Here is a 21,884-nt window from a genome sequence, read left to right as displayed (position 1 = left end):
TTTTGTATGGCAACTTTAGCAGTTGATTCGGTATCTGTTGGCTATAATGAAGGGTTAATTATAGATGGATTAACAGTTGAAATTCCGGAAGGGAAAATTACAACGATTATTGGACCAAATGGTTGTGGGAAATCCACATTATTAAAAACGGCTTCTCGTATTTTGAAAGCAAAACGAGGTACTGTTTATCTTGATGGAAAAGCAATTGAGAAACAGCCAACAAAAGAAATCGCAAAGAAAATGGCGATCTTACCACAAACTGCAGAAGTGCCAACGGGCCTTACTGTGTTTGAACTTGTTTCATATGGACGTTTTCCTCATCAAAAAGGATTTGGAACATTGAAAGAAGGGGATTATCGCTACATTCATTGGGCACTTGAAGTGACGGGAATGACAGAATTCGCAAATCGTCCAGCAGAAGCTTTATCAGGTGGTCAGCGTCAACGTGTATGGATTGCGATGGCTCTTGCACAAGGAACAGATTTACTCGTGTTAGATGAACCAACAACATACTTAGATATGGCTCATCAACTTGAAGTATTAAACTTACTGAAGAAGTTAAACCAAGAAGAAGGCAGAACGATTGTTATGGTCATTCACGATTTAAATCATGCTTCTCGTTTCTCTGATCATATGATTGCATTAAAAGCTGGGAAGTTAATGAAACAAGGAACACCAGATGAAGTTATGACAAGTGAAACGCTTCGTAATGTATTTGAGATTGAAGCGCAAATCGTTCCATGTCCAGTAAACTGTAAACCAATTTGCTTAACATACGATTTAACGATGATTAGTAATCAATTGCGTAAAAAAGCATAATTAATAGAATGTCCCCCTCTTAAAGAGGTAAGAGGGGGGATTCTAATGGACGTTGAGCTTCTTATTGATGAATGGGAAGTTGAACGCCCGTTAGAATGGGCTATAAACAACAATTAATAAAAATATATTAATTAAATGTTGTTTTTGTTTCTTATAGTTAAATGCAAATTATAAGAGAAATACAGCTAGAAGGAGTGGGAATATGAAGAAATTTAAAACGGCACTATTAGCAATGGTACTAGTTGTTACTTCTGTACTATTTGCGGCTTGTTCTTCTAACAAAGAAGAAAAGAAAGCAGATGCGAAGACTGAAGAGCGCACTGTACAACACGCAAAAGGGGAAATTAAAATTCCTGCAAATCCAAAGAAAATCGCTGACCTTAGTGGTTCAACAGAAGAATTATTAATTTTCGGTATGAAACCGATTATTACTGCAAATACAACACAAGAAAAAATTGATGGACATATCGCGAAGAAATTAGAAGGTGTAAAACCAGTTGGTTCTGCTTGGGGCGATAAAATTAACATCGAGGCAGTAGCTGCTGCAAAACCAGATTTAATTCTTGTAAACAATCGTCAAGAAAAGATTTACGATCAATTATCTAAAATTGCACCAACAGTTATGTTAAAAACTCCATTAGACCAATGGCGTCCAAAATTCGAAGAAGTAGGTCAAATCTTCGGTAAAGAGAAAGAAACAAAAGAATGGTTCAAGCAGTATGATGAAAAAGCAAGCAAATTACATGACAAAATCATCGCCAAAACTGGCGATGCAACATTCATGAAAATGGCTGCATATCCAAATGCATTCCGCGTATACGGTGACTACGGTTACGGTAGCGTAATCTTTAATGACTTAAAATTACCAGCAGTTAAAGGTACACCAACTGATAAACCGCTAGTACAAGTACAAAAAGAAGCTTTAATCGATTACAACCCAGATTACTTATTCGTATTTACAACTGGTGACGGTTCTCAGCGTCTAAAAGAATTCCAAGAAGAATCAATTTGGAAAAACATGAACGCTGTTAAAAACAATCACGTATTCACAATTAGCAATGAAGACCTAAACAAAGGATACTTCCCACTAGGTAAAGAAATGATCTTAGACGAAGTTGCTGAGTTCGTTTTAGGAAAATAATATACAAAAAGAAATCACTTTTACTTCGGTAAAAGTGATCTTTCTTTATATGCAAGGAATTAATATAGTCTTTCATTTCTTTCTGTTTCCTATATCGTTTATAATATATAGTAAGAATGCAGTAAAGAAAGGGGGATGTCGGAAGGTGGTATATTTAAACGACAAACTCAGCGAAACAAAAGTGTTTAAAGACCCAGTACATAAATATGTGCACGTGCGTGATCGTGTTATTTGGGATTTAATCGGAACGAAAGAATTTCAACGCTTGCGCCGTATTAAGCAGCTTGGAACGACATTTTTTACATTTCACGGTGCAGAGCATAGTCGCTTTACTCATTCGTTAGGTGTATATGAAATTATTCGTCGTATGATTGATGATGTGTTTGATGGCAGACCAAATTGGAATGCTGAAGATAGATTATTATGTTTATGTGCGGCATTACTTCATGATGTCGGCCACGGCCCATTTTCTCACTCGTTTGAAAAAGTATTTTCGTTAGATCATGAGAAATTTACGCAAAAGATTATCGTTGGCGATACGGAAATTAATGATGTGTTAAGCCGTGTTGATAAGGAGTTTCCACAAAAGGTAGCAGATGTAATTGCAAAAACATCTACTAATAAACTAGCGATTAGTATGATTTCAAGCCAAATTGATGCTGATCGTATGGATTATTTATTAAGAGATGCTTATTTCACAGGTGTAAAGTATGGCAACTTTGATATGGAACGTATACTGCGTGTCATGCGTCCATATGGGAATCAAGTAGTCATTAAAAATAGTGGTATGCATGCTGTAGAGCATTATATTATGAGCCGTTATCAAATGTATTGGCAAGTATATTTCCATCCGGTAACGCGTAGTGCAGAAGTTATTTTAACGAAGATTTTACATCGAGCTAAATCATTGCATGAGAAGTACTATACTTTTAAATATCATCCTGTTCATTTCTACTCTTTATTTGAAGAAGAGGTAACAGTAGAGGATTATTTAAAGCTAGACGAGAACGTTATGTATTATTACTTCCAAGTATGGCAAGACGAAGAAGATCCAATTTTAAGTGATTTATGCCGCCGATTTATGAATCGAAATCTATTTAAGTATGTAGAGTTTACGGATAAGCACGGTTTAGATAATTGGATGGAGCTAAGTAGCTTATTTAAAAAGATTGGATTAGATCCAGAGTATTATTTAGTTGTTGATTCAACATCGGATTTACCGTATGACTTTTACCGCGCAGGAGAAGAAGAAGAGCGTCTGCCAATCTTACTCCTTATGCCTAACGGGGAACTTAGAGAGCTTTCACGTGAATCAGATATTGTTGAGGCGATTACGGGTAAGAAGAGAACGGATCAAAAGTTATTTTATCCGCATGATTTAATCTATGAAGATGGAAGAAAAGGAAAATATAAAGAAAGAATTATCGAGTTGTTAGAAGGAAAAAAATAAGAAGCAGCTAATGGCTGCTTCTTATGAAAAACTTGAAATTATTTGTCGCTTAAGCGTTTTCCACCAACTGCATAATGGTTTTTAGACATTTCTTCGATGAAAACAACGATGTTTTCTTCAGGAGCACCAGTTGTTTCGCTTACTGCTGCGGTTACCTTCTCAGCAAGAGCTTTCTTTTGTTCTTCTGTGCGTCCTTCTAGCATTTTCACTGTTACGTATGGCATGTACAATCGCTCCCTTTATGTAAGTTACACTCTTATTATAGCGGATTATGAGGAAGAACAATCGAAAAAACAAATATTTTCTTTTTTTGACATATGGAAGAGGAGATGAAGTATGGATCAGTTATTTAGATACCCGTTGCACCAAATTCCGTTGGTAGCAATGGCAATTATTATTGCGCTATCTGTGCATGAATTTGCACATGCGTATGTTGCATATAAATTTGGAGATGATACAGCAAAGAAACAGGGACGGTTAACATTATCGCCGATGGCTCATTTAGATCCTATCGGGATGATTGCTGTATTAATTCTTGGATTCGGTTGGGCAAGACCAGTGCCTGTTAACCCGTATAATTTCAAAAGACCGCGTCTTGCTGGAATATTAGTTTCTATTGCAGGACCGATAAGTAATTTAATTTTAAGTGCAATAGGTTTAATTATTTGGTATAGCCTATTAACATTTGGAGTATTAGATTCCATTCCATTTGCAGTAGCAGATACGTTAGCTCAATTTTTCCAAATTTTTATTATGCTTAATATTGTTTTACTTGTATTTAACTTATTACCGATTCCACCACTTGATGGATATCGCGTTGTTGAAGATTTAGCACCAGCCAATATTCGTGCGAAAATGACACAGTATGAAAAGTATGGATCAATTGCTTTGTTAATTCTTGTTATTACACCGCTTAGCAATTACACAATTCAGCCTATTTTCAATGTTGTTATTCCGTATGTATTAGTATTTTTACAAAATATCATTGCGCCTATTTTCGGGCTTTTATAATCATTAAGCGAGGAGGAACTTACATATGACAGAGAAAAAGAAAAAAATCGGTTTTAATATCGTGAAAAATGATTCAACAGATGGACATGGTGGATTTGGTGTTGGAGCATTAAGTCTAGAAAATATTTCACCTGTATTTGTTGATGTATTAGAAAAAACTGCGTTCGTTGACATTGGTGCGATGCATGCGCGTAGCACAGTAGAAAAAGGAATTAAGTTTTTAACAAATAAAGATGAAGTTCCAAACGGAAAACCATTTTGGCTTGTTTGGGTAACAATTGAAAGAACGGCAACTGGTGCTTATTACGCAGGTGTAACAGCTTGTGAAATGACAGTAGACCGTGAAATTCGCCGCGGATATAAATCACTTCCAGAGCATGTAAACAAAATGGATAAATCATTAAAGCGTCACATTATGGTTGACCATATGGATGAATCATCTAAAAAAGTACTTGGTACATTCTTAAAAGAGCATAATGAAGCAATTTGGAACGAATCTAGTGAAGAATTGCGTCATGCATTATTAAGTGAATAAAAATAGCTGACGGATTTCCGTCAGCTATTTTTTTACCACGGGAGATATTTCTTCCACCAACTTGCTTTAGTCTTTTCTTCACTAGCCTTTTCAAACTCTTCTTTATCATCAACGTGATCCATACAATATTCAGTCGGCTCTGTACCTTTTGCGAAATACATTTTTACAGAAATTGGACAGTTTTTTGTAGCGATTTTGCCGTTTTCAGGGTTAACGTCGACCGCTACGACATCACTTGGTCGTTTAAAATCCTTTTTAGGCTGTCCATCTAAGCCTTTTTCCATCGTATCGGTCCATATTTTTTTCGCATATCCTTGTTCTGCTGGGTTTGAAATTGATTTAGGTTGATCGTATCCAACCCATACACCAGTTACGAGTTGGGGGGTAAATCCAATCATCCAACTATCGGTTTCGGTAGAACCAGACTTTCCAGCATATGTTCTTGATAGTTTTGATAACATTGATTGACCGGTTACAGCGGCATAACTGCTTAGTTTTTTATTAAACATACCTGTCATCATTTCTTCCATCACAAAAGCTTTGCTCTTATCGAGAACTTGTTTACTTTCCAAATGAGCATCGTACAACATGTTTCCTTCATGATCCATAATACGACGAATAAAAACAGGTTTTACTTCTTTTCCACCGTTTGCGAACATGCTATAAGCATTGACCATTTCAATTGGTTTTACAGGAGATGTGCCGAGAGCAAGGGAGGGAACGTCTTTTAATGCACTTGTAATTCCGAATTGCTTCGCTGTTTTCGCGAGTGTGTCTTCTCCTAAAAATAAATTGGTTTTCACAGCATATACGTTATCAGAGACTGCAAGGGCCTGTGCCATCGTCACAAAATCATCTGCATAATAATCTTTATAGTTTTTCGGTTTATATTTTGATACGCCATCCCCTAAGGTGAATACCGTGTATTCGCTTTTTAAGCGCGTAGCAGGGGTGAATCCTCGCTCTAAGGCTGCGTAATATAGAAATGGCTTAAATGTAGATCCAGGCTGACGAGCGGCTTGTGTAGCCCTATTAAATTGACTCGTAGCATAATCGGTTCCACCTACAAGAGCAGCTACTTCACCCGTTTTTGGATTCATGGAGACGAGGGCGGTCTGTATGTTTGTTGTGTCAGGAATATGATCTTTTACAGCTTGCTCTGCTACAGATTGTAATTTAGGATCTAATGTCGTATAAATCCGCAAACCACCTCGTTGTAAAGCTTGTTCATCTAATCCGATATCACGAAGAAGAGAAGCTTGTACAGCATCTTGGAAATAAGGTGCAATCTCTGCTACTTTTTTCGTATCTAATGAGGCAAAAGTAAGAGTTTCCTTTTTTGCCGAGGCTGCTTGCTGTTTTGTAATATATCCTTGTTCTACCATTTCATCTAGTATGAGAGATTGACGCCCTTTAGCACGCTCTTCTTTTAAAAAAGGAGAGTAAACGCTAGGGCCTTTCGGAATACCTGCTAGCATGCTAGCTTCTGCTAATGTTAATTCTTTTGCCGTTTTATCGAAATATAGACGAGAAGCAGCTTCGATTCCGTAAGCGCCGTGCCCATAATAAATTGTATTTAAATATCCTTCTAAAATATGATTTTTATTATAGTTTACTTCAAGACGAATGGTATACATTGCTTCTAATAGTTTACGTTTCCAAGTCTTATCATGATCTAAGTAAAGGTTACGAGCATACTGTTGTGTAATAGTACTAGCGCCTTGTACTTTTGCCATTGCTTTTAAATCAGCAATAATGGCACCGGCAATGCGTCTCATATCAAAGCCATGGTGCTTGTAAAAACGTTGGTCTTCAATAGAGAGTGTCGCCTCTTTTACATAGGGAGAAATTTCATCGAGAGCTACATTATAGCGTTTTTGCATTTCATTACTTTGTCCTATAACAGTGTCATCGTTAGCATAAAAGACACTTGTTTGCGGAACCGCAACAGGGGGAGGTCCCATGATTTTTGCAGCTATAATGATAATGAAAAAGGAAAAGACGAAAAAAAGAACACAAGAGAACATTACGGTGAAGAAAAGACGTTTATATTTTTTAAGTTTTGGATTCATAGTTTGATCCATCTTTTTCAGCCCCTCATTAATACAAGCATTATTGTATTAGTATTGAGGGTTTTGGTTTATTTTAAACAATGAAATTTCTAAAATAAAAAGAGCCCCTTCATTTAAGAAAGGAGCTCAAAAGCACGTGCTGGCCAATCGGTAATAATGACATCTACGCCATAATCAATCATAGTTTGTAAATCTTTATATTCATTAATGGTGTAAGGACGGAATACATATCCTTGCCCTTGTGCTAATTGGACAAACTCTTTCGTTAATAATTGAAAGTTTGGGTGTAATCCAGTTGCCTCACGTTTTTTTGCTTCAGCAATAGGATCGGCAAGTGGTGTATCGTACAAAATCGCTCTTGGAATTTCTGGAGCAATTGTTGCTAATAATGAAATAGAATCATGGTTAAATGATGAAAATGTAATTTGATTGGATAGATGATACTCACGAACAAGGGCAACAACCTTTTCCTCGATATTTGGATAGTGAATGACATCTGTTTTTAATTCAATGTTGAGCTGTAAATTTGTTGTAGACAGCCAAATGAATACTTCGCGTAACGTTGGAGTTTTTGCTTCATGGAAAGAAGGATCTTTATGGCTACCGGCATCTAAAGCTTGTAATTCTTCTACAGTTTTCTCGGAAACAAGTCCCACACCATTTGTTGTACGATCGACTGTTTCATCGTGAATCACGACAAGTTCACCATCTTTTGATAGGTGGACATCAAGTTCAATTCCATGAGCACCAATGCGCTCAGCTTCTTGGAAGGCGATCATCGTATTTTCTGGGTGTGTTCCTTTTACCCCGCGGTGAGCGAAAATTAGTGGTTTATTCATGTGAAAATCTCCTTATCATCTCTTTTCTTTCATTATGAAACTGCTTTGGGAAAAATACAATTGAATAGGAAAAACATTTACAAAAGTCTAACAGTTGCACAAAAGTTAACGTTAACGTAAAATGTAATAATCAAGTGAAGGGAGGAATAAACATGTATAAAATTGATGAAGTAACAAAACAAGTTGGTTTAACAAAACGTACACTTCGTTATTATGAGGAAATTGGTTTAATTCATCCCCCGGAGCGTAGTGAGGGGAACATTCGCCTGTATACAGATGAGGACATTGCAAGAATTAAAAGGATTGTGGAAGCGAAAGAAGTACTAGGAATCACGCTTCAAGAAATGCAGCATTTCTTATCGTTAAAAGAAAGAATGGAACACAGAAGAAATAGTGAGAATCCTCGTGACCGTGAAGTTATTCAAGAAATTAAAGAGATGCTTGAAAAACAAGTGCAAACGTTAGACGAGAAAATGGAGCAAATGCAGCGCGTAAAGGCGGAGCTAGAAGATAGTTTAAATCGAGCAGTTACATTTTTAGAGAATACAAAAGGAGAGTAATCAAAATGGAGAGCAAACAAAAATTAGGGAGATTGATTACGGTGGTGGCTACCTTCCTTGCCTTTTCAGGTATAGGGGTAGTTGATCCAATTTTGCCAATTATTGCTGAGAAAATTGGTGCAACGCATTGGCAAGTAGAGATGTTATTTACAGCCTATATTTTAACGATGGCAATTATGATGTTGCCAGCCGGTATATTTGCATCAAGATTTGGTGATAAACGAATGATGACAATCGGTCTTGCAATTGTGACTGTATTTGCATTTATATGCGGTATATCGCAAACGATTGCTCAATTATCTCTTTTCCGTGCAGGATGGGGATTAGGAAATGCAATGTTTTTTGCAACGGCAATGACATTATTAATTGCATTAAGTAAAGAAGTTCATGAAGCAGTAGGACTATATGAAGCAGCCATTGGTTTAGGGATGGCAGGTGGACCATTATTAGGCGGGATATTAGGTGGACATTCTTGGCGCTACCCATTTTTTGCGACGAGTATTTTAATTTTCTTAGCATTTATTTTAGTATTCTTTTTTGTAAAAGAACCGGAGCGAAAAGTGAAGCGTAAAGCAGCGGGTGTGGGAGAGTTACTTAACCTAGTGAAGTATAAACCATTTATGCAAGGTGCCATTTCAGGGATGTTATACTACTACGGATTTTTCGTCGTGCTAGCATATTCACCACTTATTATGCATTTATCTGCTATTCAATTAGGATTTGTATTTTGTGGATGGGGATTAGCGTTAGCCTACGGCTCAGCCATATTAGCACATAAGCTGGAAGGTAAATATGAACCGAAAACATTGTTAAAAGGTAGTTTGCTCGTATTTGCAATGTTATTAATTGCACTATTCTTCGTAAAAGTTATGTGGTTACAAATCGTATTAATTGTTCTATCTGGATTAACATCAGGATTAAATAATGCATTATATACAAGTTATGTAATGGATATTTCACCTTATGAAAGATCTGTTACATCAGGTGTTTATAACTTCGTTCGTTGGTTAGGGGGCGCGATTGCTCCAATTTTATCAGGAGTCATCGGTCATATAGTTTCGCCGCAAAGCCCATTTTTAGTTGGTGGAATTGTAGTGTTAGTTGGTTGCGTTATAATCTTAATTCCGATTCGTAAACCAGTAGAAGTAGAGACAAAAACCCTTTCTTAAGAAAGGGTTTTCTTTCCTATTACAGGACAACCCCTTTTCACATAGATGTTAGAACGCTCTGACTAAAATATATTTTCGGTATTTTTGTACTTTTAACTATACTTTTTGGATGTTTTGTTTTATTTTTGTTAGGGGACATTAATGATGTCCCTATTATAAATTTGCAGCGAAAGGCGTGATTGTACGATGGAACTATGGTTCACTGAAAAACAAACAAAACATTTTGGAATTACGGCGCGTATTAACCGCACATTACATACGGAGCAAACAGAATTCCAAAAACTTGATATGGTTGAAACGGAAGAGTTCGGAAACATGCTTATTTTAGACGGCATGGTTATGACAACAGAAAAAGATGAGTTCGTTTATCATGAAATGGTAGCGCACGTACCTTTATTTACACATCCAAACCCTGAAAACGTATTAGTTGTTGGTGGCGGCGATGGCGGTGTTATTCGTGAAGTGTTAAAACACCCAAGTGTAAAGAAAGCAACTCTTGTTGAAATTGATGGAAAAGTAATTGAGTACTCTAAACAGTACTTACCATCAATTGCAGGTGCATTAGATAATGAGCGTGTAGAAGTAAAAGTAGGAGACGGTTTCCTACACATCGCAGAAAGCGAAAATGAATATGACGTAATTATGGTAGATTCTACTGAGCCAGTAGGGCCAGCAGTAAACTTATTTACAAAAGGCTTCTACGCTGGAATCTCTAAAGCGTTAAAAGAAGATGGTATTTTCGTTGCACAAACGGACAACCCTTGGTTTACACCAGAATTAATTACAACTGTGTTTAAAGATGTAAAAGAAATCTTCCCGATTACTCGCTTATACACAGCAAACATTCCAACGTATCCAAGTGGACTTTGGACATTCACAATCGGATCTAAAAAACATGATCCACTAGAAGTAAGTGAAGAGCGTTTCCATGAAATTGAAACGAAATATTACACAAAAGAACTGCATAATGCAGCATTCGCATTACCTAAGTTTGTTGGAGATTTAATTAAGTAAGGGCGTTAAATTGAAATAAATAAAGTGTAAGTAACTCATTTAAGGTGTTTGTCTAGAAGGCTTGAACATGCTAGTTACTTACACTGCTACAAATGAAGTAGTCTTCTTATGATAAAAAGAAGGCGCAGGTAAATCGAGAAAGAGGAGCTATAGGCTCCAAATTTGAGAAATAATGAAAGGTTGGGATACCTTAAGTTCCACATAAGGAGGAAAAGAATATGCGTTTTGATGAAGCTTATTCAGGTAAAGTATTTATTAAAAGTCATCCAAGTTTTGAAGAGTCAGAGGCAGTTATTTACGGGATGCCAATGGATTGGACAGTAAGTTACCGTCCAGGTTCTCGCTTCGGCCCTGCACGTATTCGTGAAGTATCGATTGGACTAGAAGAATATAGTCCATATCTAGATCGTGAACTAGAAGAAGTAAAATATTTTGATGCGGGTGATATTCCATTACCATTTGGGAATCCACAGCGCAGCATAGACATGATTGAAGAATATGTAGCAAAACTATTAGATGCCGGTAAGTTTCCACTAGGTCTCGGCGGTGAGCACTTAGTGTCTTGGCCAATTTTTAAGGCAATGGCAAAAAAATATCCGGATTTAGCAATCATCCATATGGATGCTCATACTGACTTACGTGAGTCGTATGAGGGAGAGCCTTTATCCCACTCTACACCGATTCGTAAAGTGTGCGATTTAATTGGTCCGGAAAACGTATATTCTTTCGGAATTCGTTCTGGAATGAAGGAAGAATTTGAATGGGCAAAAGAAGTAGGTATGAACTTATATAAATTTAACGTATTAGAACCGTTAAAAGAGGTACTACCGAAACTTGCAGGACGCCCAGTCTATGTCACAATCGATATTGATGTGTTAGACCCAGCCCATGCTCCTGGAACAGGAACATTAGAAGCTGGCGGTATTACATCTAAAGAACTATTAGAGTCCATCGTAGCAATTGCAAATTCAAATATAAAAGTAGTCGGAGCAGACTTAGTAGAAGTAGCTCCAGTCTACGATCATAGCGATCAAACACCAATCGCAGCAAGTAAATTCGTGCGGGAAATGCTGCTCGGTTGGGTGAAATAAAAGCGGAGGCAGCTCGCTCAGAATCGCAGGGTATTGGAGCACCTGATCGAGAAGCGCTTTTGGCTTCGACCGAGAGTGTGAAATGGCCGGAGATTCTAGCTGCCGTAGCTGGATAAAAGTAAAAGCGGAAGCGGCTCGTTTAGAATGTGAGGGGGATGGAGCTTCAGACGTAGAGGCGTTTTTTGCCTCGAAGGAAGAAGCGAAGCCACCGAGCATTCTAGCCGCTGTAGCTGGATAGAAGTAAAAGCGAAAGCGAAAGCCTCCTAGACGACTAGGAGGCTTTTATTTTTGTCGTTATGTGTCGGTAAGTCGATATATTTAAAAAATCGCCGATATAATTTTACTTACCGTCACGCGACATAAAAAAAGAGCTAATCTCACTGGATGAGACTAGCTCTTTTTTCTTATGCAACTTTTTCTTTCGAAGTAATTCCACGAATTTCATCAGCAGAACGAATTGGATATTTGCGGAACACAATTGATCCGATGTATCCGACAATCGTGGTAACGATTCCACATAATACGGCAGCAATCGTTACTTTTATAACGTCATTAAATCCGAATAAGACGAGAAGCCCGGGAATTGGTGATGCTGTTCCTGGTGCATTATTAACGAGCTGGAATAGTGACGTAATAATACCGGCAAGCGCGCCGCCAACAAAGTTTGTCATATAGATAGGAATTGGGTTTGCTGAGACAACATCGGCTTGTGTTAAAGGCTCGATTGCGACAGCGATTGTGTCTTTCTTTGAACAAATTTTTAGTCGTTTAAAGAAAATAAAATTCATTGGGGCAGAAGCTGCTACGGCAAGACTACCAATGGCCATTGGTAAACCTGTTAGTCCAAGCATTGCAGTTAGTGCCATAGAACTTAATGGAGATGTAGAAATAACTGTTATTAATCCACCAAGCATAATGCCCATAATAATAGGACTTTCTGTAGTTGCAATTGAAATCATAGAACCGATTTTTCCGAGCGTTGCGTTAACGAGAGGATCCATAAGCATCGCCATTCCACGTGAAATTGGTGCAGCGATAAATAAGATTGCTAAAAATTCTACACCAGCTGGTAATTTCTTTTCGAGAAATTTCACGACGAATGCACAAACGTATCCAGCGAAAAATCCTGGTAAAATGCCGAATCCACTAGTAGCGATACCGATTAAAACAGCGTATACGGGTGAAACACCGATTGCCAGCGCTACTAAAATAGCCGCTGCGACACCACTCATACTACCAGAAGCTTCTCCTACTGATTGTAAAAAGTCATTATGAAACATTTCTCCACCGATATAACGGTGAAATGCCTCAATAAGAAAGCTCGCGATTGCTGCATTAGCTAAAGCACCCATTGCTTTCATTCCGTAAGGAGCACGGTAACTAAAAAGTGTAAATAGACAAAGTACAACAAGTAATAGTGCTAAACCTTGCAAGATAGCCATTTGAAAACTGTCTCCTTTGATTTTTGTAATAAAAATTTGTATCATTCAATAATAATATAAAAGTTCGTTAAACGGAAAAAAATTTATTGGGAAATTGCTGTAAGGTGAAAGACCCTTACAATAATGTAAGGGAAGTGTAAGACATTTCGATAGAGTATAGTATGCCATTTTTCGTATAATACAGGTATAGACATACGAATAGCGAGAAAGAAGTGTAAACAGGAGGCGCATGTATGAAATTAGTAATTAAAGTTTTAGCTGTTTTCGCCATTATTTTAGGTGGTACAGCGTATTATTTACAGACAAAAACAGAGGGCGTCGAGGCTTTTGTAGACAACTTCTTTTCAAATAAAGAAATACAAGATTATTATGCAGTTATAGATAAAGGTGAGAAAAAAGACGATGAATATTTGTATACATTTAATGGATATACAGAAGACGGAAAGCTACAAGTTATTAAAAGAATGGTGAATCGTGAATTGCATACAGGTGCTTTTATAAAAATTTATGCAAAAGGTATGCAGGGAAAAGGGTGGGCTGAAATCCCGAAAGAGTCGATTCCACAAAAAGCAATGCAAAAAATAGAAAAACCATAAAAGGAGCGAATCGTTCGCTCCTTTTTTAGTGCGTTAAAATAGTGATAGATGTATTTTCTTTGTTAGAAATAATTTTTGCATGCCCGCCAATTGGGAAAGTGAAAATTGGAGTTGTATGTCCGAAACTTGCGTTTGCAATGATAGGTAAATGTTTAAGCTCAGGTTTTGAAGCAATCATCTCTTGGATGTCCTCTATCGTACATTCCGCTCCTTTTTGCATCATTCCTATAACAATGCCCTTTACGTATTCAAAATCAGTTTGCTGCATAAGAGAGTGTAAATATCGATCGAAAGTTTTAAGTGTAGCTTTTCCCGTTAAACTATCTTCTTCAAGAAATAAAACTTTATCTCGTAAGCTTGGCATATATGGTGTACCTTGCAATAAATTAAATGTACTCATATTGCCACCAATAATAGTTCCTGTTGCTTCTCCTTCTTGAATCGAAACATATCCTTCATTTTTAATAAACCCTCGATTTTCTTGATCAATATACCAAGAATCATCGCTCCACGTTTCAGCCGGCAGTACTTCAATAGGTTCATGAGAAGTTAAGCACTTTAAAAAGTAATCGGTCGTATAATCGATTCCTTTCTCCATTCCAAATGAAGAGAAGTGAGGGCCTGAATATGTAACTAAGCCTGTTTTTGCATAAAGAGCATTATTTAAAGCTGTAATATCAGAATAGCCACAGAAAAACTTTGGGTTTTCACGAATTAAATTATAATCGAGGTGTTTTAACAAACCGTTAGAGTTGTATCCTCCAAGTATCGTCAAAATTGCTTTTACATTAGGGTCTGAGAATGCTTCATGAAGATCTTGAACTCGCGAAGAAATAGAGGATGAAGAAAAGCGGTCTATCTCATCAGCGTTTTTTGAGAACGTAACGTGAAATCCCATGTCGGTCAATCTTTTCGTAGCAAGCTCTTGGTTGCTGGTGGAGACAATACTTAAACTGCAAGACGGTGAAATAACCCTTATTTCATCACCTTTTTTTAATTTTGTTGGTAACATTAGATTCGCCCCTTAAAATGAAAGAATATTTAGATTTAAAAAATATTTTATCATATGAAATAAAGCGAAAGTGAATTATTTTTTGAAAAGGAGTTTTCCTGATTTTTCAGCAGACAGACAGAGTCTTTTTTTGATATGATAGGAAAAGTGATTTATTATAAGTAGTATTTAATATCTATAACATTTGAAAGGTGTGCAAGACGTGAAGAAACAACTTGCAGGCTTGCCGGTACACGTTCATTTCGTAACAGAAATCCGTGAAGGGGCGAGGAAGGAAACCGTTGCTTTTGAAGCAAATGGTCAATACTATGTAAAAGGTCAAGGTACATATGTAACATTCCAAGAGCCGAACGAACAAGGCGAAGTGAAAACAATTATTAAAATTCAAGATGAACAAGTTCTCATTATGCGTTCAGGTGCTATTTCTATGCGTCAGACGCATGTGAAAGGTGAATGGACAACTGGTACATATACGAGTGAACTTGGTACGTTTGCATTGCAAACAAAGACTGATAACGTTCTTTTTAAATGGTCGGATGAAAAGAAAAAAGGACAACTTTTCTTAACGTACGCATTGCTTCTAAGTGAACAAGAAGCTGGCAGATATACAATTACAATTAATTTGAAGGAGGCAAAATAATGAATTCTTTAGAACAAGTAAAAGGATTGATTAAAGAAGAAATTCAAGCTGCTGTATTAAAAGCAGAATTAGCGACAGAAGAACAAATTCCAAACGTTGTATTAGAATCTCCAAAAGATAAAACAAATGGTGACTTCTCTACAAATATGGCAATGCAACTTGCACGCGTTGCAAAAAAAGCACCTCGTATGATTGCAGAAGAATTAGTTGCAAACTTTGATAAAGCAAAAGCTTCCATTGAAAAAATTGAAATCGCTGGTCCTGGTTTCATTAACTTCTACATGGATAATAGCTACTTAACAGACTTAATCCCAACAATCGTCAACGCTGGTGAAGCTTACGGTGAAACGAATACTGGTAAAGGTGAAAAAGTACAAATTGAGTTCGTATCTGCGAATCCAACAGGTGACCTTCACTTAGGACATGCACGTGGTGCGGCAGTAGGTGACACTTTATGTAACGTATTAGCAAAAGCAGGATACGATGTATCTCGTGAGTACTACATTAATGATGCTGGTAACCAAATTCATAACTTAGCTCTTTCGGTTGAAGCTCGTTACATGCAAGCTTTAGGTTTAGAGAAAGAAATGCCAGAAGACGGTTACCATGGTGCGGACATCATTGGAATCGGTAAACGTTTAGCAGAAGAGTTTGGCGATCGTTATGCAAAAGCTGATGCTGAAGAAAGCTATGAATTCTACCGTGAATATGGTTTGAAATATGAGTTAGCAAAACTTCAAAAAGACTTAGAAAGTTTCCGTGTTAAATTTGATGTATGGTTCTCAGAAACATCATTATACAAAAACGGAAAAATTGATCAGGCTCTTGCTGTATTAAAAGAGCGTGAAGAAATCTTTGAAGAAGACGGGGCAACTTGGTTCCGTTCAATGACTTACGGTGACGACAAAAACCGTGTATTAATTAAAAACGACGGTTCTTACACATACTTAACGCCAGATATCGCTTACCATCGCGACAAATTAGAGCGTGGTTTCGATAAGCTAATCAATATTTGGGGTGCTGACCACCATGGCTACATTCCTCGTATGAAAGCTGCTATTCAAGCGCTAGGTTACGATAAAGAAACACTGGAAGTAGAAATCATCCAAATGGTACAACTGTACCAAAATGGTGAAAAAATGAAGATGAGTAAGCGTACAGGTAAAGCAGTTACACTTCGTGAGCTTATGGAAGAAGTAGGCGTGGACGCAATGCGTTACTTCTTCGCAATGCGTAGTGGTGATTCTCATTTAGACTTCGATATGGACTTAGCTGTATCAAAATCTAATGAAAACCCAGTATACTATGCGCAATATGCTCATGCTCGCGTATGCAGTATCCTTCGTCAAGGTGAAGAGTTAGGATTAGCTACAGGCGGAGACGTGAATTACAAACTTGTTACTTCTGAGAAAGAAGTAGAGTTACTAAAAAAACTTGGTGAATTCCCAGCTGTAGTTGCGGATGCAGCGCAAAAACGTCTGCCACACCGCATTACAAGTTATGCATTTGAATTAGCAGCAGCATTACACAGCTTCTATAATGCAGAAAAAGTATTAAACCAAGATAACTTAGAATTAAGTAAAGCTCGTTACGAATTAATGAAAGCAGTACGCACTACACTTCAAAATGCACTAGCAATCGTAGGAGTATCTGCACCAGAGAAAATGTAATAGAAAAAAGAAAAGTACCGAAAAGTCGTATGAGGAGAACCGCACGTACGGCTTGATGAAGGGAAGTTGCAACAGAAAAAGAGATGGCAAAGCTATCTCTTTTTCTGTTGCAGTTTTTTGCTCTAAATATATGTTATGGTGATGAAGTGAAAATAGAAAAATACCAATTAACTATTGATTTTTAGGAACGATTCTAGAATAATAGACTGTTGGGGGTAAGATTATCTAAAATCCATATATGTATTATTAGTTGGTGGAATGTTACTAGGAAATGGTGTGATTGTTGTGAAAAATATTGTTACAGCTATGCCAAATACTAAAATAACAATGCATCTAACCAAGTATCTAAACAATTAGTAATCAATCTTGAAAACTTCCAACTTAGTCAAGAAACTAGGGGTGGTATGTTTACAATAGTACATATAGTACAATTAAAGTTTTCATGATTTGATAAAAAATAATGAAAGGATATAAATCTCTCGGTTTTGATATTATCATCACATATAAGCTCATTTTAATTCTTCGACATAGCCATGGAACCCATTAGGCAAAGTGTTTTTTCTCGACACTCATTTATATACTCCAAAAATGAAAAGGCTGAATTTCGTATTTCTATACGATTTATATGAAATCAGTTGACAATCATACTCTTTTTTAGTTACCCCCAAATTCGTTCCACTGTATTCAAATTTGGAGAATATGACTTTCATCTTGCATAGGCAACCAATACTTCATCCAGAGCGTTTTTAATTATATAATGATGGCGGTGGAATGCTTCTTGTTCTACTTGTTTCGGTGTGTAGGTCGGTCGTGTAACTAAACACAAAACGTTTTAACATATGGCCAATTTCACCTCAACTCATAATGACAGAAAACGCATCTTCAATGACATCTTTTAGAATACGAGTATCCTAGCATGTTTCACAGTCGTAACCTTCTTCGGCGGATATGCTAAATTCGATTATAGATTGTACTTCTTGTTATTCTTTAGGGGGATAAGTAAGGAAGTTGACCAAATGCATATTTACTGTGAAGTAGCTCTTCCATACTTGTCGGCAATGAAATTTTTACATTTATAGAGCAAACGTTTGCGTCGGGTGTGAAGAAATTTCGGAAACTCTACAGCATAATAAGACAATGGCCGTCATGGGTTTTATCGTGAGTGCTTTTCGAATTGTTTTCTTCTAGCTTTGAAGTTATTCTGTGGTCCGTTCATGTGTACTTGTAATTTGAATTTCTTTATCAAAATTTTTCCTGTCCTGTATCTGTTCTTGTTAAACAGTATAGGCCAGAAATAGCATAGTTTAGGCATGTCGGGGAAATGAGATGAATTTATATAAAAGTCAGACTTCAAACTTCAAGTTTCTAAGCAATAGAAGGGTTGAAAAAAGAGAAAAAGATGATAATAGCTATCAAACACATTTTAGTAAAGTGGCTTAATGACATTGAATAGTAGAATCTTTGTCATAGTATGTTTGCACCAGAATCTATCTGTATTTAATTTTATAGGGGGAATTACACAAGTATGTATTTAAAAAGAATAACTTCGATTTTTTCGATTATAATGATTTTCATGTTTACTATAGGCCAGAGTCTTTTACCTATAGTAGCAAATGCACAAGAGTTAAACACAGCAGGACTTGTGGATAGTTTTAAGATTGATAAAACAAATCTTTCTATCGGACAACAGACTAAAGTCACTGTAAACTTCAGTGAAAAAGATGGCCTTAAGCTGAAGCCTGGAGACACACTAACATTAACACTGCCTCCAGAATTAAAAGGATTAGATACAGAGTTTCTATTAGATGACTATGGTACTTGTAAAGTTACAGCAGGTACTGTGGTATGTACATTTAATGATAAAGTGAGTACACATCAAAATATTAAAGGGTATTTAAACTTTTTCGTGGAAGCTGCTAATGTAGGAACGGATGAAAAGAAAGAGATTGAAACCAATTTCGGTACAAATGTAGATAAGCAAGCTGTAATAATTACCGGTCCAACAAGCGGTGGTGGTACAGATCCTGGAAAGGGTCCGTTTTTTTATAAAACTGGTGATATGAGAGGTAAGCCAGGTGAGGTGCGTTGGTTCTTAAATATAAACTTAAATAAAGAAGAGTTAAGTCGTGATATTGTTGTGACTGATAATTTACAGGAAGGTCAAACACTTAATAAGGATAGCTTCTATATAAGTGTAGATGATTATCTAGGTCGTCGATCTTTAACGCTACAAGAGCTTGAAAAGCAAGGTTACGGAACGATTACCTTTACTGGAGACAGATCATTTAAAGTTGTACTTAATAAGGATAAAGCACGTCTTGCCTCCTTTACGATTGGTTATACATCTACTATAACGGAAGCTGGGAAGAAGCAAGAGTTTTTTAAGAATGATTATACGATTGATTACCAAGTTCTAAACAAAGAACCAGTTACTGAATCGGGTACTCATCCAGTCGAAAATATGACAGCTGGCGGTGGTGCTGAAGGTAACGTGACTCCAAGAGGAACACTAAAAATTGTGAAGCATATTGAAGGGGATGAAGAAAAAGTAATCCCAAATGTTTCGTTTAAGTTGTATAAAGAGCCTGATGAACAAGTTGGAGATGTATATAAAACAGATGAAAAAGGGATAATTGAAATCCCTAATTTACAACCAGGTAAATATTATGTGCAAGAAGTTTCAGCTCCAGACTATGTTGATTTCGACCCTCAAGCAAAAGTAATTTTTGAAGTTAAATCAGATGCTGTAAATGGAGTTAAGTTGCCAATTCCGAATAAAGTGAAAACTACATCTATTGCAGGGACGAAGACGTGGAAAGGCGATAACGAGAAAGATCGTCCAAGTTCAATCAAAGTAGAATTACTACAAAATGAGAAAGTAGTAGACACGAAAGAAGTAACAGCGGCAGATGGTTGGAAATACAAATTTGACAACCTAGCAGCGTATGATGCAAATGGAGTAGCGTACAAGTATGAAGTAAAAGAACAACCGATAGATGGATACACAACAGAAGTAAACGGTTATGACATTACAAATACAAAAGTGGTACAAACAACCAAAGTAGAAGGAACGAAAACATGGAAGGACGGAAATGCGGAAGGTCGTCCAACGATGATTAAAGTAGACTTACTACAAAACGGTACAGTGATTGCGACGCAAGAAGTAAGCGAAGCAACAGGCTGGAAATATGAATTTAAAGATTTGGCGATAAACGATGCAGACGGAAAAGCATATAAGTATGAAGTGAAAGAACAAGCAGTAGACGGATACGAATCAAAAGTCAATGGTTATGACATCACGAATACAAAAGTAGGCAAGACATCAGTTGCAGGAACGAAGACGTGGAAAGGTGGCACAGAGGAAGAGCATAAAGCCATCAAAGTAGACTTATTACAAAACGGTACAGTGATTGCGACACAAGAAGTAAGCAAAGAAACAGGTTGGAAGTATGAATTTAAAGATTTAGTAGCGTTCGATGAAAATGGAAAAGCATACAAGTATGAAGTGAAAGAACAGCCGGTAGATGGATATGAATCAAAAGTCAATGGTTATGACATCACAAATACAAAAGTAGGCGAAACAAAAGTAGAAGGAACGAAAACATGGAAAGACGATAACGCGAAAGATCGTCCGGAAATGATCAAAGTAGATCTTTTACAAAACGGTAAAGTAGTAGATACAAAGGAAGTAACAGCGGCAACAAATTGGAAGTATACGTTTGAAAAACTCCAAGCATACGATGCAAACGGAGCAGCGTACAAGTATGAAGTGAAAGAACAAGCAGTACCGGGATATGAATCCAAAGTAAATGGTACTGACATCACAAATACAAAAGTAGGTCAAACAAAAGTAGAAGGAACGAAGACATGGAAAGACGATAATGCGAAAGATCGTCCGACAATGATCAAAGTAGACCTTTTACAAAATGGTAAAGTAGTAGACACAAAAGAAGTAACAGCAGCAACAGAATGGAAGTACACATTCGAAAACCTCCAAGCATATGATGCAGACGGAGCGGCATACAAGTATGAAGTGAAAGAACAAGCAGTACCAGGATATGAATCCAAAGTAAGTGGTACTAACATCACAAATACAAAAGTAGGCAAAACAAAAGTAGAAGGAACGAAGACATGGAAAGACGGAAATGCAATAGACCGTCCGACAATGATCAAAGTGGACTTACTACAAAACGGAAACGTGATTCAAACACAAGACGTACTCGCAGTAATGGGTTGGAAATATATATTCGCAGATCTAGAAGCATATGATGCGGAAGGAAAGGCTTACGAGTATACAGTGAAAGAACAGCCAGTACCAGGATATGAATCCAAAGTAAGTGGTACTGACATCACAAATACAAAAGTAGGTCAAACAAAAGTAGAAGGAACGAAAACGTGGAAAGATGATAACGCAACAGATCGTCCGGAAATGATTAAAGTAGACCTTTTACAAAATGGTACAGTGATTGCGACGCAAGAAGTAAGCGAAGCAGCAGATTGGAAATATGAATTCAAAGATTTAGCAGCGTACGATGCAAATGGAGTAGCGTACAAGTATGAAGTGAAAGAACAAGCAGTACCAGGATATGAATCCAAAGTAAATGGTTATGACATCACAAATACAAAAGTAGGCGAAACAAAAGTAGAAGGAACGAAAACATGGAAAGACGATAACGCGAAAGATCGTCCGACAATGATCAAAGTAGATCTTTTACAAAACGGTAAAGTAGTAGATACAAAAGAAGTAACAGCAGAAACAAACTGGAAGTATACGTTTGAAAAGCTACAAGCATACGATGCAAACGGAGCAGCGTACAAGTATG

Annotated in this window: 19 protein-coding genes; 14 read left to right on the top strand and 5 right to left on the bottom strand. The window is 37.0% G+C overall.

All coding sequences use genetic code 11. The annotated features are described in order from the left end of the window. The first annotated feature begins 6 nt into the window (after positions 1-6). From ACTFQM_RS23345 to ACTFQM_RS23335, 3 genes are all read left to right on the top strand, one after another. Positions 7-819: an ABC transporter ATP-binding protein gene (locus ACTFQM_RS23345; RefSeq protein WP_440036453.1), complete on the top strand. Its 813-nt coding sequence runs from the start codon at positions 7-9 to the stop codon at positions 817-819. A gap of 202 nt (positions 820-1,021) precedes the next feature. Continuing rightward, the gene (locus tag ACTFQM_RS23340) at positions 1,022-1,960 is read left to right on the top strand and encodes an ABC transporter substrate-binding protein (protein WP_002174411.1); all 939 of its coding nucleotides are present in this window, start codon (positions 1,022-1,024) and stop codon (positions 1,958-1,960) included. A 145-nt stretch (positions 1,961-2,105) separates the two neighbouring features. Then, positions 2,106-3,410, top strand: a complete 1,305-nt coding sequence (locus ACTFQM_RS23335; protein ID WP_098303661.1) for an HD domain-containing protein — start codon at positions 2,106-2,108, stop codon at positions 3,408-3,410. Between the two features lie 38 nt (positions 3,411-3,448). On the opposite strand, the gene ACTFQM_RS23330 is transcribed toward ACTFQM_RS23335, so the two are convergent. Further along, entirely contained in the window at positions 3,449-3,634 is a 186-nt protein-coding gene (locus ACTFQM_RS23330; protein WP_001147171.1) for a 2-hydroxymuconate tautomerase, read from the bottom strand. 112 nt (positions 3,635-3,746) lie between these two features. On the opposite strand from ACTFQM_RS23330, the gene ACTFQM_RS23325 reads away from it, so the two are divergent. Continuing rightward, positions 3,747-4,421, top strand: coding sequence for a site-2 protease family protein (locus ACTFQM_RS23325; protein ID WP_440036450.1), 675 nt, complete (start codon positions 3,747-3,749; stop codon positions 4,419-4,421). Between the two features lie 25 nt (positions 4,422-4,446). Continuing rightward, complete coding sequence (locus ACTFQM_RS23320) at positions 4,447-4,956, top strand: YwhD family protein (protein ID WP_098607263.1); 510 nt, start codon at positions 4,447-4,449, stop codon at positions 4,954-4,956. Positions 4,957-4,988: 32 nt separating this feature from the next. Here the strand turns inward: ACTFQM_RS23320 and ACTFQM_RS23315 are convergent, their stop codons facing one another. Together ACTFQM_RS23315 and ACTFQM_RS23310 are read right to left on the bottom strand one after the other, a co-directional pair. Further along, a complete protein-coding gene (locus tag ACTFQM_RS23315) occupies positions 4,989-7,040 on the bottom strand; it encodes a transglycosylase domain-containing protein (RefSeq protein WP_440036448.1) in 2,052 nt (683 codons plus the stop codon). Positions 7,041-7,141: 101 nt separating this feature from the next. Further along, positions 7,142-7,867, bottom strand: coding sequence for a glycerophosphodiester phosphodiesterase (locus ACTFQM_RS23310; protein ID WP_440036447.1), 726 nt, complete (start codon positions 7,865-7,867; stop codon positions 7,142-7,144). 152 nt (positions 7,868-8,019) lie between these two features. Here ACTFQM_RS23310 and ACTFQM_RS23305 point away from each other — a divergent pair, with 152 nt between their 5' ends. The 5 genes from ACTFQM_RS23305 to ACTFQM_RS23285 all read left to right on the top strand — a co-directional run bounded on the left by ACTFQM_RS23305 (position 8,020) and on the right by ACTFQM_RS23285 (position 11,939). Beyond that, complete coding sequence (locus tag ACTFQM_RS23305; protein WP_440036445.1) at positions 8,020-8,427, top strand: MerR family transcriptional regulator; 408 nt, start codon at positions 8,020-8,022, stop codon at positions 8,425-8,427. A 5-nt stretch (positions 8,428-8,432) separates the two neighbouring features. After that, a complete protein-coding gene (locus ACTFQM_RS23300) occupies positions 8,433-9,596 on the top strand; it encodes an MFS transporter (protein ID WP_440036444.1) in 1,164 nt (387 codons plus the stop codon). Between the two features lie 186 nt (positions 9,597-9,782). After that, positions 9,783-10,610, top strand: coding sequence for a polyamine aminopropyltransferase (speE, locus tag ACTFQM_RS23295; RefSeq protein WP_000424696.1), 828 nt, complete (start codon positions 9,783-9,785; stop codon positions 10,608-10,610). Between the two features lie 218 nt (positions 10,611-10,828). After that, positions 10,829-11,701 carry an agmatinase gene (gene speB, locus ACTFQM_RS23290; protein ID WP_002113102.1) on the top strand — a complete coding sequence of 291 codons (873 nt, stop codon included), beginning with the start codon at positions 10,829-10,831 and terminating at the stop codon, positions 11,699-11,701. Positions 11,702-11,783: 82 nt separating this feature from the next. Then, positions 11,784-11,939, top strand: a complete 156-nt coding sequence (locus tag ACTFQM_RS23285) for a hypothetical protein (protein WP_440036442.1) — start codon at positions 11,784-11,786, stop codon at positions 11,937-11,939. A 166-nt stretch (positions 11,940-12,105) separates the two neighbouring features. Here the strand turns inward: ACTFQM_RS23285 and ACTFQM_RS23280 are convergent, their stop codons facing one another. Then, entirely contained in the window at positions 12,106-13,143 is a 1,038-nt protein-coding gene (locus ACTFQM_RS23280; protein WP_327910192.1) for a PTS sugar transporter subunit IIC, read from the bottom strand. A 233-nt stretch (positions 13,144-13,376) separates the two neighbouring features. Here ACTFQM_RS23280 and ACTFQM_RS23275 point away from each other — a divergent pair, with 233 nt between their 5' ends. Then, entirely contained in the window at positions 13,377-13,739 is a 363-nt protein-coding gene (locus ACTFQM_RS23275; protein WP_440036440.1) for a YxeA family protein, read from the top strand. 25 nt (positions 13,740-13,764) lie between these two features. Here ACTFQM_RS23275 and ACTFQM_RS23270 read toward each other — a convergent pair whose 3' ends face one another. Beyond that, positions 13,765-14,751 (bottom strand): S66 family peptidase, encoded by a 987-nt coding sequence (locus tag ACTFQM_RS23270; RefSeq protein WP_440036438.1) that lies wholly within the window; start codon positions 14,749-14,751, stop codon positions 13,765-13,767. 202 nt (positions 14,752-14,953) lie between these two features. Between ACTFQM_RS23270 and ACTFQM_RS23265 the strand changes: the two genes are divergently transcribed. The 3 genes from ACTFQM_RS23265 to ACTFQM_RS23255 all read left to right on the top strand — a co-directional run. After that, entirely contained in the window at positions 14,954-15,391 is a 438-nt protein-coding gene (locus tag ACTFQM_RS23265) for a DUF1934 domain-containing protein (RefSeq protein ID WP_000744343.1), read from the top strand. After that, complete coding sequence (argS, locus tag ACTFQM_RS23260) at positions 15,391-17,061, top strand: arginine--tRNA ligase (protein ID WP_440036437.1); 1,671 nt, start codon at positions 15,391-15,393, stop codon at positions 17,059-17,061. The genes ACTFQM_RS23265 and argS overlap by 1 nt, the downstream gene beginning before the upstream one ends. 1,525 nt (positions 17,062-18,586) lie before the next feature. Next, a partial coding sequence (locus ACTFQM_RS23255; RefSeq protein WP_440036436.1) for a Cna B-type domain-containing protein occupies positions 18,587-21,884 on the top strand: 3,298 nt, incomplete at its 3' end.

The organism is Bacillus cereus group sp. MYBK30-2 (genome assembly GCF_051915945.1).
In the GTDB taxonomy this organism is placed as follows: Bacteria; Bacillota; Bacilli; order Bacillales; family Bacillaceae_G; genus Bacillus_A; species Bacillus_A paramycoides.
Note: the sequence above shows the minus strand (reverse complement) of the source record. Positions and strands in the feature narration are given on the sequence as shown.